Origin of the sequence: Companilactobacillus insicii (assembly GCF_003946015.1) — a bacterium.
GTDB classification, from domain to species: Bacteria; Bacillota; Bacilli; order Lactobacillales; family Lactobacillaceae; genus Companilactobacillus; species Companilactobacillus insicii.
Genome location: NZ_RHNU01000007.1, coordinates 55,944 through 68,982, shown reverse-complemented (window position 1 = coordinate 68,982; position 13,039 = coordinate 55,944). Strand labels below are relative to the sequence as shown.

Here is a 13,039-nt window from a genome sequence, read left to right as displayed (position 1 = left end):
CCCGCAGACTACTAAAAAATAGTTTGCGGGCTTTTTGTGTAAGCAAACACTATTGCTTACGAAGTGTGTGTTTAATTCCTAAGTAGGTCAAGCCTATTGTAATTATCATCAAGAAGAAACTTAAAATTATCAGAGAGGCGTTATATAACATAGTTATCACCTATTTTGGAAGTTTTTAACGAAATTGTGTATCTCGGGAGGGTTTATTTAATGATTAGGCTGGCAATCAAATGACTACAGCTTCTATTCAAAAGATTCGTCATTCCAATCGATCCGCCAGCTCTACGGATGATTGAAAAGAACGGACCCTTAACTTGTATGGTATTGATTCTTATTCATCCCCGTATATATATTTAAATTTCAAAAACAAGGGGCAACCCCCTTGTTTCATCCCATTCATTGTGGTGCTCCGATACATCTACCGCAACTTCGGTTTTTTTAGACCGGTGAGGAATTGGAAGATGCAAACTCATTCTTTATTATGTAAAAGAAATAAGTTTCCGAAAATCAAATATGTTTAAACATATTTGATTTTCTTAAGACAAATTATAGCAGGGTAGCCGTTGATTGCAAGTAAAAAAGCTGTCCAAAATGCGGACAGCTCAAGGATTGTACTTAATGTATATTATGCTTTAATTCTTGGATGTAGTGAATATGCCATTATTAGTGAAATTACTGAAGTTGCTAATAAAACATAGAAGCTACCGCCGAATTGTGCTCCTCCTACAGCTGTTTGACCAGTTATGACAGAAGAATTAACGGCACCGGAATAGAAGATTCCGAAGACAAGAACATAAATAACAGTTGGTAAAACGGTAAATAATCTTAACATTCTGATAGTTCCACGGTTTCTGAAACAAGCAGCAATCAATGCAATAACAGGTGATAGGAAACAAATCAAACGAATTGCTGAAGATAAGTTAACTATTAGTGTATTGTATTGATATCCCAAATTAGCCGTGTAATTAGCCGCAGATGCAATAGTACTTGATAGTGAAACACCATTGATAAATGGACCACCAACAGAAGCTACGAAGCCCACAATTGATGATGCGATGATTATTTTTTGACGAGCGTTCTTCCCGTGAGAAGAGTCAGTTACTTTTTGCTTTTTAATTTTTTTAGGCTCTGCCTGGTATTGTTGAGGCTGATCATTAGAGGTTCCGCTATGGCTATTTTCTCTTTTAAGTTTCTTGTTAGCACTCATTTCATTACCATGGCTAACTTGAGAAGCGAGGAACCAAAGAAGTAGTACGATGGCTAGTGCGATGAAGCCATAATTTCTTTTGACTACTAATAATATTGCGACGATGATTACTGCAAATATACCGAGATAAACATTATTCTTAGCAAATTTTCCCATGTTATGAATCAAGCCATCATTGGTATCCGCTGCAGCTTCTTCGAGCTTTTTCTTTTCTCGCATTTTCTTGAGTTCACTCTTAGTTGGTTTAAAAGGATCTTCACCATTTTTAAAGAGGCGATTTTTAAAGTCTTGAGTAGAGTTCAAAGCGTCAGATTCATGCTGTGATGCATTATTTGGATTGGATGTCCTTGGTGTTGAGTAAGTTTTCTTAGCTGCTGCTTGTCTGAAGGCATACTTGTCGTATGCAACAGTACGATCATCAAGTGCCTGCTCAGGAACCTTCTTTGTACTATCAAAGGTACGAACTGAATCATAGCTAGGCTTTTCTGATTTATGTTCAGTAACAGTCTTATGTTCCACTTCTGAAGCTGGTTTTATGGAATTATATTCACGTTGTTGAGCTGGTGCCTGTTGATATTTTGGTTTTGCTTGAACTGGTTCTGATTTTGTAGGTTCTGAATCGTTTAGCTCTGCTTCAATATCTGATAATGACTTGATAGTGTCATCGTCTTTTTTTGATGCTGCTTGTTTTTCTTCGTTACGTTTATTCTTAATTGAAGTTAGATCATAGCCACAGTTGTCACAGAATTTTTGTGATGGGTCAACTTTGTGGCCGCAATTTGGACAAAACATTCTCATTCCTCCATTGTATTAACAGACTTTAGTATACAAGATAAATAAACTCGTATAAAGATGTTGGTATGAAAGTTCATGAAACTTTCACATATCGAAACTTCATTATACAAAAAAATCCCAGCTTTCGCTGAGATTTTGGGTTATAAGTTATTATTCATCAGTTAATGAATCTCTTGGATCTAGTTTAGCAGCACGTCTTGAAGGAGCAAGAGCCGCTAGGAGACTAATGATGATGCTGATGACAATTCCAAATATTGCATTGCCTGGTGAAATAGAGATGATTGTTGCCTTAAAGGCATTTTGAGTAGCGTGATTGACAGCCAATTGAACTAAATAGGCGAGTAGTACTGCAAAACCACCAGAAACTAATCCAATCAAGAATGATTCGGAAATGAACATATTTCTAATATCTTTTTTCCTGGCACCAATAGCACGTAAAATACCGATTTCTTGAGTACGTTCAGAAACACTGATGTAAAGTACAACGATAATCATGATTGCCGAAACAATTAATGAAATACCTGCAACACCAGCTAGTACATAAAAGGCTAAGTTAATGTAAGTGTTCAATTGGTCAATGATTGCACCAACACCAGTAATCATATATTTGTTGTGTTGTTTGCCTTTGTCGGTAATTTTATATGATTTGACTTGTTGTTGGACTGCTTTAACATTCTTCGTATTATCAACCGTTAGAGTTACAAAATTAGGTTTGATAGTTACATTGGATTTGGAAGCAGCGTTTTTTAAAGTATCAAGAGTAATAGCTGAAGATCCAGATTTGATAATACCAGATACTTTTAAGTTAATAGCAACTTGTGCAGGTTGTTTGTTGTCGTCAAGTGTAGTGATATACATTTTGACGGTTTTACCGACCAGATTTTTATAATTCTTTTTGTTAAGCTTTTGAGCATCAGACTTGAGAAGAATTACTTCTCCATTACCGGGTTTTGTACCTTTAGTAATATCTCCAGTTTTTTCTGTTGCATTCCAAGTTTGGAAGTACTGGATAGATGCGTTTTGCTTATTATAGTTTATTTTTGGAGATTGAGCGAAGTAAGCTTGTTCGACTTTTTTAACATGCTTAAGATCATGGAATGTCTTCATATCGGACTTAGTAATATTGATCGAGCTAGTATCACCGGCTCGATTCTGACTCGGTGTTAGATTCTTAGTGATTTGAATGGCATTAGGGTTAACTTGCGATTGCATTTGATCATTAATATAACCAGTTACACCGGAACCTAATCCTAGCATGAAGATAACTGAGAAAATACCGATAGCCGCTCCAAGGATTATCAAAATATTCCTTCCCTTGGTATAGAGCATGTGCTCCCAGGCTAATCGGAATGTATTACCAAAACTCAAATGAGTTATTTTTTTGTCAGAGTCGTTATCCTCAATTGGAGGATAACTAGGTCGTAATTGCTGGTCGGAATCTATCACACCGTCAGCAAGGTGAACTACACGAGTACCAAAATCGGCTACTTGTTGTGAATGCGTTACTGCAATAACTAGTTTGCCTTCTTTGGCAATATCGTCTAGAATCTTTAAAACTTCTTGTGTATTTTGAGCATCCAACGCTCCAGTGGGTTCGTCCGCAATAATTATTTCGGGATCATTCGCTAACGCACGAGCAATCGCGACACGTTGTTTTTGACCACCAGATAGTTGATTGGGATGCTTGTCGATGTGTTCAGTTAAACCGACTTTTTCAAGTAGACTCTTAGCACGTTTAATTCTATCTGCCTTTTTTAGAGATGACATCTCTAGTGGAACTAAGACGTTTTCTAAGATGGTCAAATGACTGATCAGATGGAAACTTTGGAAAACAAATCCGACCGTATGGCTACGATAGTTGTCTAATGCTTTATCTGATCCTTTTTTTAATGACTTACCGTCAACAAAAATATCACCTTTAAATTGTGAATCCAATCCGCCAATTGTATTCAGCAAGGTGGTTTTACCACCACCTGATTCTCCAAGAATTGAAACGAACTCGCCTCGATCCAATTCTAAATTAATACCCTTTAAGACAGGAAATTCTTTCTTACCCAATGAGAATGATTTTCGAACGTCTTTTAATTCTAGAAGACTCATGAATATTCTCCAATCCTATAAATAAATATTTGGTAAATTGAGTATAAGTTTTTTAGTCTGTTAAGTAAATATTTTTTAATTGGTTTAATTTATTCTTATCAAAGTTCAGTGCTTGTGTTAAATAATTTCCAAAACTTCCGTAGTAGTGTTCGATGGCATCAAAAACTGAAGTGATACTTTCTAAGTCGGCTTTGGTCATATTCATTTTGTTGATATCTTGGTTACCATTTTTGTCATTTAAGGTTTTTTCGATGGTTTCTGAATCGGAATACATTAGGTTAGTTAATAAGTAGTCACGTGCAATTGTTTCATCATCAACTCCTAGTGCTTTGAGAATCAAAATAGCAGCCATGCCGGTTCTATCTTTACCGGCCGCACAGTGAAATAGTAATGATTTGTTTTCCTGATTATTTTCTAGTAGCAATTCGAATAATAACGCATAGGCATGTTGTCCATATTTATCCAACAAGACACTTTGATAAATCCTGCCTAAGTAGGAGTCGGTGTTATTTAGCACATTTGCCAATTTGTCACCATTGCCCATTAATGGATAAACAGGGTCGGAATATATTTGATAAAAATTAGTATTTTGATCTGACCAAATTTGTTGTTCTCTGTCACCACGAAAATCAACAACGTACTTTAAGCCATATTTTTTAAGGTGATTTAAAGCTTGTGGGGTTAAATTACTTATATCTCCTGAACGAAGGAGCTTATTATATTTAATTTGTTTACCATCAGTGGTTTTATATCCTCCCAATTCACGTAAGTTTATGGCTCCGTCAAGATTTAAGATTCGTTTCATGTTTTTTCCTCCCCGGATTCGTTGCGTATTGTATGTCTTTCGAAGTAAAATACTATTAAGGTGATTTAATGGTAAAAAATAAACTTTCAATCATAATGACAACTTATAATGTTGCCAGCTATGTCGTATCGACACTTGACTCTTTAGTGGCTCAGACAAATAAGAACTTTGAGTTAGTGGTTGTAGATGATTGTTCGACAGATAGCACATTGGATATTATTGCAAATTATGAAGATAAGTACGATTGGATATCTTCTTATTCACATACTAATAATTCTGGCGTTTCAGCAGCTAGAAACACTGGATTACAGCATATCTCTGGCAATCTTGTCACTTTTATTGATGGCGATGATTGGTTAGAACCGGGATATGTTGATTTCTTTTTAACAGTTTATGAAAATACTGACGTTGATCTTGCAACGTGCGGTTTCTTTATTGACACCGAAAATGGCAAGAGTAGAGTAAAGTCCGATAAGCGCCAAAACAAATTTGCTGATCGTGATGAGGCAATCAAGCAGATCACTAAGATCAGTGGAACTGTTATGGGATATACTTGGAACAAAGTCTATCGCCGTAGTGTGATCGAAGAAAATTCGATTCATTTTCAAACGGACCTGGATTTAATGGAAGATCAAGTCTTCAATGTCGAATATGCGACAGTTGCCAAGACTTTTTATCTGGATAATATACCTCTTTATCATTATGTTTCACGCAAAGATAGTATTACTAGAAAATTTGCGATGGAAAATGTTCGTGATGTTGGTGTCGCCAATTTGAGAGTTTACAAAACAATTAGAGATTCTCGAGCAGATAAGGACGGCAGGGAACAAATCGAATAATTTGTATACTTTTATTTTAACAAATTAAGGCTCGAAACTTTCATTTTAGGTTCTTTCTCGAGTTTGGTTAATAAAAAAAGCTAGATATTTCTTCTTGGTATAAATCCAGAAAAATATCTAGCTTTTTGATTATATTGAATTTCAAATAATATAGCATTTGTCTATCGATTTAGCTACATCGTATAAAAAATAGCAAACATACTTGTCTCTGGGTGTAAGAAATGTTGGCTGCAGTGAAGGTGGTGTTATGGCTTTAGCCATTACACCACGGGACGAGTTTTGAAATTCGCGTTTTTTTGCGAAGTTCAAAATCGAGCTTGGAGACCTTGGCTCCAAGCGTTCCCCACAGCACCAATATTCCTTGTGCCCGGAGACTTTGCTAACCAAACTCAAGAAAAAATCCCATAGTAAAAAAGTTTTGAGCCCTTTTTAGAATAAGTTTTGACAGGATTTGATAGTGTAATCGACGCACTCATCTATATCATCGAAATGACGATTTTCGGAGCGTATCAAATAGAATTTTCTTTCGTATTTGTAACTCAATACTTGGTAGTTTAAGCCCTCAGCTGCACGTTTGGAAATAATCGATTTACCGAAGTTTTGTTTCAGAAGTCGAACTATCATTTCGTTATTTTTTACTTCCATCTTAGGCTCAGTGATGTCATTTTCTACTAAGTATTGCTTAGTATAGTAATATACGCCGGAGGAAGGTTCACGGACTAGCCAAGGTTTACCATTATCAACTAAGACTAATTGGTCATCACACAAACTAGTTCGTGTGATATTACTGGCGGCCAGAGGTTTCTCAATGAAGCCGAAGTCGAGATTGCCAGCCTCAATGCTCTCTAGGACTTCCATCGAATTCATCATTTTAATAGTGAAGTGAACGTTAGGAAATTTTTTGTATAATTTTGGTAATAACATCGGTAACAAATAAATGGCAAAGGTGTGTGATGCACCGATATCACAAGTTATCTTTTTGTCGGCATCGTGACGAATCTCTTGTCTCAAGTCTTCCCAATCGTCAATTAAGTCAATCGCTCGTTTGTAAAGAATATCCGCTTGTGGAGTTGCTAGTATCTTTTGTCGACCATTCCGAATGAACAATTTGATATTCAAATCGTGTTCCAATTGCATTATTTGGGATGAAACAGTTGGTTGTGAGATAAACAAGATTTTAGAAGCCTTAGAGAAACTTTTGGTTTCATAAACTGTTTTGAATGTTTCTAGTAATTTTAAGATGGGGATCAACTCCTATCAGAATTATTAATGGAAGCTATTAGTTTATTTAATAAATTAATCGTATTTCTACCTATATACTTAAGAGACTGATATAGGAGGTTAAGTATATGGATTTAGAGACTAGTAAGGATACAAGAATGCAAAAAGTTGTTGCAACCTTACCAGGACTAGGATTGTCAGTTGTGGTAGCTATCATTGCAAAGGTGTTGGCAATTTGGTTACCGAGTTTAGGTGGTGCGACGATTGCAATATTATTAGGTATTATTCTGGGGAATACGTTCTTCAAACAGTCTGGATTAGCTGTTGGGACTAAGTTCTCTGAGAGCAAACTGTTAGAGTATTCGGTTGTTCTATTAGGATTTACCGTTACATTCCAAACGATTGCTGAAATGGGTATACCGGGATTGGCATATATAATTATGATGATGACTATTGTTATTATTTCAGCTTATGCAATAGGACGCAAGTTAGGTTTTAGTGAAAAAATGTCATTGATGATGGCAGGTGGCAATGCCGTCTGTGGTTCTTCAGCTATTGGTGCAATTGCTCCAGCAATCGATGCTGATGATGAAGAAAAAGGACAGATAATTACATTAGTAAATTTACTAGGAACAGTAATGATGCTGACATTACCATTCTTAGGATTAGCGGTTTTTGGTAATGACTTGTTGAGTAAGAGTGCCTTGTTAGGTGGTACTTTGCAGTCAGTTGGACAAGTAGTTGCAGGTGCCAGCTTGATTGATTCTCAAACAGTTAAATATGCCATGCTGTTTAAGATAACCAGAATTATTATGTTAGTAGCAGTAGTATTTTTCTTCGAAAAGAAAGTTAATCATGGTACTCAAGTGACTGTAACTAGACATAAAAAAACAAGAATGCCGATTCCATGGTATGTTTTGGCATTCTTGATCATTTGCATTATTAATAGTACAACTACGATGCCCGAAATATTCGGCGATAGTGCTCACGTAATTAGTACTTGGTTTGAAACTACTGCCTTAGCTGCCATTGGTTTGCGCTTGAACTTGGCTAAGTTCTTAAAAGAAGGTCCTAAGTTTTTAGCATACGGATTAGCAGTTGGAAGTGTGCAGACGGTTGCAGCATTACTATTTATCACTTTGTTGAAAATCTAGATTTTTTTCTTCAAATGATAGGGAATTACTGATTCATCTGAATCTTTAGATTTAGATTTCTCATCCTTAGCGAAGTAGACGACAAAACTCTTCTTGTCAGAAACATCTTCGGCAACTATTAAGGATGATTCATAAGGATCTTTAGCTTTATAAATTTGTGCTCCACGAACTGCCTCTCCAAAATCTTTTGAGTTAGCAATTGCGTCACCAGGGTTAAAAAATACCATTTCATCCATAGATAACACATCCTTTCTTTATCACTATTATACCGTTATCATAGTATGTATAATAGGAATAACAATTCGAAAGGTGGAAATCAATGACTAGTGTTGAGGATTATATTAAGAAAAATGTTTTTGGCAAGCCGCAATTAAAGCCGGACGAAAAGAATAAGTTTTTAGGTAACTTTGCTGAGCGTGTTGGGATTGCTTTGACGATCGCACAACTCAAAAATCCGGATAATTTGAAGACTGTTGAAAACGTTATGAAGAAATATCCGCAATATCATTTGTATTTAAATGGTAAAATTGACTCGTATATACTGGATAAGTACCTTCAATTAAGTGTAAAATTGAACTATAAGTTTACAATCGTCTCGCAGTCTGCCGTACGCAATAAGGAACGTGTCATGACGGATAATGATATGGGACTTGTGATTGCTGACGAAAGTAAGCCCATTGATCGACCAGTATTAATATAATTTTGGAGGACAGACCAGATATGTCTAATACATCATTAGATAAAATTGCTTTACTTTCTTTGAATGGTAATAAGCCATTAGCCAAGAGAATTTCTGAATATATGGACGTGCCACTATTGGACGCTTCCGTTTCTCACTTTGCGGATGGAGAAATCAATATTCAAATCAACGAGAGTATTCGTGGAAAAGACGTTTATATCATTCATTCAGTTTCAGATCCAGTTAATGATAACTTCATGGAATTGATGATTGCCGTTGATGCTCTAAGACGTGCAAGTACAAAACAAATTATTTGTGTATTACCTTACTTCGCATATACACGTTCAGACAGAAAGTCACGTGCACGTGAACCAATTTCAGCTAAGTTATTCTCTAACTTACTAGAAATGGGCGGGGTTGACCGCGTTATTGCACTTGATATGCATGCTGATCAAATTCAAGGATTCTTTGATATTCCTGTTGATCACTTACGTGCAATGCCAATCTTTGCTAAGTACTTCATGGATAAGATGGACGACAAACAGGACGATTTTGTCTTCGTAGCACCTGATCATAATTCTATGAAACGTGCTCGTTCATTAGCTGAAGTATTCGGTTCACAAATCGCTATTGTTGATCAAAGATCAAATGAAATGGAAGATATTGTTCCGGGTGTCATTGGTGATGTGGAAGGCAAACATTGTGTTATCGTAGATGACTTGATTGATACTGGTACAAGAATGATAAATAGTGCAGAAGCATTGAAGAAAGCTGGAGCAATCGATGTTTATGCCGCTGCTACCCACCCAATTTTCTCAGAAAATGCTGCAAAAGATTTGCAAAATTCGGAATTAAAAGAAATTGTCGTTACAGACTCAATCGTTGTGCCTGACGATTGCAAGTTTGATAAATTAAAGATTCTTTCAGTTACTGATTTACTTGGAGATTCAATCAGAATGACAGAAATGGACGAATCAACTAGTTCATTATTTGAAGTTCGTGACGGATATACAGTAATTAAATAGCAAAAATTAATAACCATTTAGTGGAATTAATCCATTAAATGGTTGTTTTTTTTTGCAAAATATAATTTTTTTCATTTTAGGAAATAATTAAAGCAAATTATTGGAAAAAATACATGCCAACTCTATAGTATGATATTTATAACAAAATATAATAATTTCTTTGAGGGGAGAAATTACATTGAGGATAAATAAAATTAGACTATTTTATATTGTATTTTTTGTATTTGCTAGTATTGCTTTAACTCTTTCTTTAAATACTAGAGTGGCTAAAGCTATAAATGTGATCGATTTAGCGGCGCGAAAAAGTGCACCACAAGGATTGTCCTTAGATGATTCTGGTGGAAGTGAATCCTTTTTTACTAAGGTTAATACTTTGGGTACAAGTGGTGCCACTACTAATAGTGCGATGATATATAGGGGTCCTAATGCGGAGTATCCGGATTCTGATATGGTCCAGCTTACTGATGCAACTCATCAAGTAAGTTCTATTTGGAGTGACAATGATAAAGGAAATTATTTAGATACGACTAAGCATCAGACAATGTCTATGTGGTTGTATTTTGGTATAGTATCAGCTCCTACTGCAGGTGATGGTATAGCATTTGTCTTGCAAAATGGAGGTCCTGATGCGATTGCCATTAATCCAGTAGATAATGATAATGGTGATAGTAAGGCTGGTGAAGCTGGTAAGGGTGAAACTATGGGTGTATGGGCAGTTGATACCGATAAAAATCAAAGTAGTTCTGATGCTTTAGCCAAGAGCGCTATTCAAAATAGCTGGGCGTTAGAATTTGATACTTATTCGAATACAGATTCGCTTCCCGGACGAGGCACTTATTATGATGCAGGTATTGAAACTTATCTCAAAGGAAAGCAACATATTGCTAGTGGATATCCTGGAGAAGGTAGCACGTATAAAAGATATGGTAATAGTAGTTCAGGATATTATTATTCTATGGTTCACAATAATTTGCATAGTAATCTTCAATTGTCAGGATTTGATAACCCGAAAAGTGCATGGCATCATTTGACAATTGATTATGAGCCACCTGTATCAGCTGGTGACGATGCTACATTAACGTATCATTTTAATGATAAGAATTATGATGGTAGTAATAAACCAGCTACTTCCGGTTCTGAAATCACACAAATTGAAAATATTGATTTATCAAAGTTTCATTTTGCAAAAGATGCTAATGGTGTAACACAAACTAAATTACGCTATGGATTTACGGGTTCTACAGGTCAGACTTCCTCTACTAACTTTGCCGTATTTGAAACAATGCCCTCATTGGTAGAAGCAAATAGTGAATCTAAAATTTATGATGTTACTCAAAATAAACGTTTGATTGAAGATGGTGATAAGAATGTTCATGATGGCGATAAAATGCAGTTCAACTATAATTTAAACTATGAATCCGGTGAAAAAGATTTAAACAAGATAATTGCCACAATAAATCTACCAAGTAATATGACTTATGCAACTGATGGCAACATTGGCCAAATTGAATATGCGGATGGTACAACAGAAGATATCCCTGCTAGTGAAAATAATAATGGTGTTGTAAAACATACTTTATCTAAAAGTCTGAATAATTCCCTCAATTCAGCAAAAATCAAAATATTTGCGAATGCTAAAATATCACAATCAAATGGATCTGATGTAGCTACTGATGTAGCAACAACTCACTCAGTCTTGGCTGGTGATTTGTACAAGGGTGATATTAATACAGCTGCATTCACAATTTCTCCCTCTAAAAAAATGGTTTTGAATACTAACAAAGATACGATAGATGTTGATGGTGGAAAAAATATCCAATTAACAGGTACAAACAATTATAGTGACAATAGCGTGATCCATGATACTGATGTTAAGTATTACAGTAGCATTGATGGTCATGATCCTATTGTTGGAGCTTATACAGATGACAATCAAGGACTTACAATTCCATTCATATTATCAATCCCATATCAGGGGAATGAATCATTATTGAAGCCTGGTAAACACGACATAACTGTTTACGCTATGGATAAGAATTACAATACATCTAATACTTTGACATACCATGTAACTGTTAATGATGTTACTTTGAATGCGAAAGCGGACAATTCAACGGTTGATGTCTCGGATGATGAACCCGTCCCATTATCAGGTACATTGACTCATAGTAATGGTTCTTCAATTGAAAGTGGTACTACTAAGATATATGCTACGGTTACTTATTCTGATTTGACTAAGTCGGATGAAAAAGAGTTCGATACGACGGTCGATTCAAATGGTAAATTCTCGATTGACTTGAAACCTTATGCTTATGACATGAATTCTGGAACAGCACAATCAGTTACTTATGATGATTATGTTTCAAATTCCAGCTATGAAAAGGGCTTATTAAAATTAGGAACTAATATTGTAACGCTTAGGATCGTTGATCCAGGTAAACATGAGGCCAAACCAGTAACTTATACAGTCAATGTTCCAGAGGCTACGCCAGAGTTGAAGACTGATGAGTCAGATAAGACATTTTTGGATTCTGATTTTGAAGTTCCTGCTACAATCAGCATGCCGGATAATTATGAATATAGGAGAGATAATTTCAAATTCTCAGTTGATTCAAATAATATCAACAAAGTTGCATCTTCGACATTATCACAGATAAGTGTCAGTGGTTCTCAGGATATGAACTTGACTGGAGATTTGAATGATTGGAATATCACGCCTTCTAGTACTCAAAAGTATAATATGAATGTTTTAGCCACTGATGTGTATGGCCGTAAGTCTAATGTTCTAAACTATACTTTTAATTATCTTGATAAACTCTTGCAACTAAATTCGGGAGATTACAGTTTCAAGACCACAGAGATGTATGGAACTACTAATGGCATTGTTCAACGTAATGGTAAGTGGAATTTAAACGTTGAGAGTTATAAGACTAATTGGAGTTTGTCAGCTACTGGTAGTGACTTTTATAAGACTAATGAAGACAATACCAAGACTAAGTTAGATGGTAATTTGGTATTTGTTGATAATAATGGTCAATCTCATGTATTGGATGGCCAAGAAATTGCCTCTGATGATTCTGGTAGCCCAGAACTTAAGAAGACTGATGTTTCTGATTGGAGTGACAATAAGGGAGTCTTGTTGGATCTTCATTCGTCCACAGTTTCAGGTACATTTGCAGGTACTATTGATTGGAATTTGGTTGATAGTATTTAA

General features: G+C 35.7%; 10 protein-coding genes. 5 read left to right on the top strand and 5 right to left on the bottom strand.

What is annotated here, in order from left to right; translation table 11 throughout:
• Positions 1-625: 625 nt before the first annotated feature.
• The 3 genes from EKM79_RS03660 to EKM79_RS03650 form a co-directional block, all read right to left on the bottom strand.
• Positions 626-1,999, bottom strand: a complete 1,374-nt coding sequence (locus tag EKM79_RS03660; RefSeq protein WP_164505991.1) for a zinc ribbon domain-containing protein — start codon at positions 1,997-1,999, stop codon at positions 626-628.
• 153 nt (positions 2,000-2,152) lie between these two features.
• The gene (locus tag EKM79_RS03655; RefSeq protein ID WP_125565998.1) at positions 2,153-4,102 is read right to left on the bottom strand and encodes an ABC transporter ATP-binding protein/permease; all 1,950 of its coding nucleotides are present in this window, start codon (positions 4,100-4,102) and stop codon (positions 2,153-2,155) included.
• A 52-nt stretch (positions 4,103-4,154) separates the two neighbouring features.
• Positions 4,155-4,907, bottom strand: coding sequence for a tyrosine-protein phosphatase (locus EKM79_RS03650; protein WP_125565996.1), 753 nt, complete (start codon positions 4,905-4,907; stop codon positions 4,155-4,157).
• Positions 4,908-5,002: 95 nt separating this feature from the next.
• Here EKM79_RS03650 and EKM79_RS03645 point away from each other — a divergent pair, with 95 nt between their 5' ends.
• Positions 5,003-5,746: a glycosyltransferase family 2 protein gene (locus tag EKM79_RS03645; protein ID WP_246005615.1), complete on the top strand. Its 744-nt coding sequence runs from the start codon at positions 5,003-5,005 to the stop codon at positions 5,744-5,746.
• Positions 5,747-6,175: 429 nt separating this feature from the next.
• Here EKM79_RS03645 and EKM79_RS03640 read toward each other — a convergent pair whose 3' ends face one another.
• A complete protein-coding gene (locus tag EKM79_RS03640; RefSeq protein ID WP_246005614.1) occupies positions 6,176-6,997 on the bottom strand; it encodes a LysR family transcriptional regulator in 822 nt (273 codons plus the stop codon).
• A 98-nt stretch (positions 6,998-7,095) separates the two neighbouring features.
• Here EKM79_RS03640 and EKM79_RS03635 point away from each other — a divergent pair, with 98 nt between their 5' ends.
• Positions 7,096-8,121: a YeiH family protein gene (locus EKM79_RS03635; protein ID WP_125565992.1), complete on the top strand. Its 1,026-nt coding sequence runs from the start codon at positions 7,096-7,098 to the stop codon at positions 8,119-8,121.
• Here the strand turns inward: EKM79_RS03635 and EKM79_RS03630 are convergent.
• On the bottom strand, positions 8,118-8,357 hold the full coding sequence (locus EKM79_RS03630; RefSeq protein WP_125565990.1) for a hypothetical protein: 240 nt from the start codon (positions 8,355-8,357) through the stop codon (positions 8,118-8,120). The two genes, EKM79_RS03635 and EKM79_RS03630, sit on opposite strands and share 4 nt — an antisense overlap.
• 83 nt (positions 8,358-8,440) lie before the next feature.
• Here EKM79_RS03630 and EKM79_RS03625 point away from each other — a divergent pair, with 83 nt between their 5' ends.
• The 3 genes from EKM79_RS03625 to EKM79_RS03615 all read left to right on the top strand — a co-directional run bounded on the left by EKM79_RS03625 (position 8,441) and on the right by EKM79_RS03615 (position 13,039).
• A complete protein-coding gene (locus tag EKM79_RS03625) occupies positions 8,441-8,821 on the top strand; it encodes a YueI family protein (RefSeq protein ID WP_125565988.1) in 381 nt (126 codons plus the stop codon).
• Between the two features lie 20 nt (positions 8,822-8,841).
• Positions 8,842-9,825, top strand: coding sequence for a ribose-phosphate diphosphokinase (locus tag EKM79_RS03620; protein ID WP_125565986.1), 984 nt, complete (start codon positions 8,842-8,844; stop codon positions 9,823-9,825).
• Between the two features lie 178 nt (positions 9,826-10,003).
• Positions 10,004-13,039 (top strand): L-type lectin family protein, encoded by a 3,036-nt coding sequence (locus tag EKM79_RS03615; RefSeq protein WP_125565984.1) that lies wholly within the window; start codon positions 10,004-10,006, stop codon positions 13,037-13,039.

What these genes read in the sequence shown, in the direction of transcription:
- EKM79_RS03660 (WP_164505991.1), bottom strand. Translation starts at nt 1,999, where the DNA reads ATGTTTTGTCCAAATTGCGGCCACAAAGTTGACCCATCACAAAAATTC.
- EKM79_RS03655 (WP_125565998.1), bottom strand. Translation starts at nt 4,102, where the DNA reads ATGAGTCTTCTAGAATTAAAAGACGTTCGAAAATCATTCTCATTGGGT.
- EKM79_RS03650 (WP_125565996.1), bottom strand. Translation starts at nt 4,907, where the DNA reads ATGAAACGAATCTTAAATCTTGACGGAGCCATAAACTTACGTGAATTG.
- EKM79_RS03645 (WP_246005615.1), top strand. Translation starts at nt 5,003, where the DNA reads ATGACAACTTATAATGTTGCCAGCTATGTCGTATCGACACTTGACTCT.
- EKM79_RS03635 (WP_125565992.1), top strand. Translation starts at nt 7,096, where the DNA reads ATGGATTTAGAGACTAGTAAGGATACAAGAATGCAAAAAGTTGTTGCA.
- EKM79_RS03630 (WP_125565990.1), bottom strand. Translation starts at nt 8,357, where the DNA reads ATGGATGAAATGGTATTTTTTAACCCTGGTGACGCAATTGCTAACTCA.
- EKM79_RS03625 (WP_125565988.1), top strand. Translation starts at nt 8,441, where the DNA reads ATGACTAGTGTTGAGGATTATATTAAGAAAAATGTTTTTGGCAAGCCG.
- EKM79_RS03620 (WP_125565986.1), top strand. Translation starts at nt 8,842, where the DNA reads ATGTCTAATACATCATTAGATAAAATTGCTTTACTTTCTTTGAATGGT.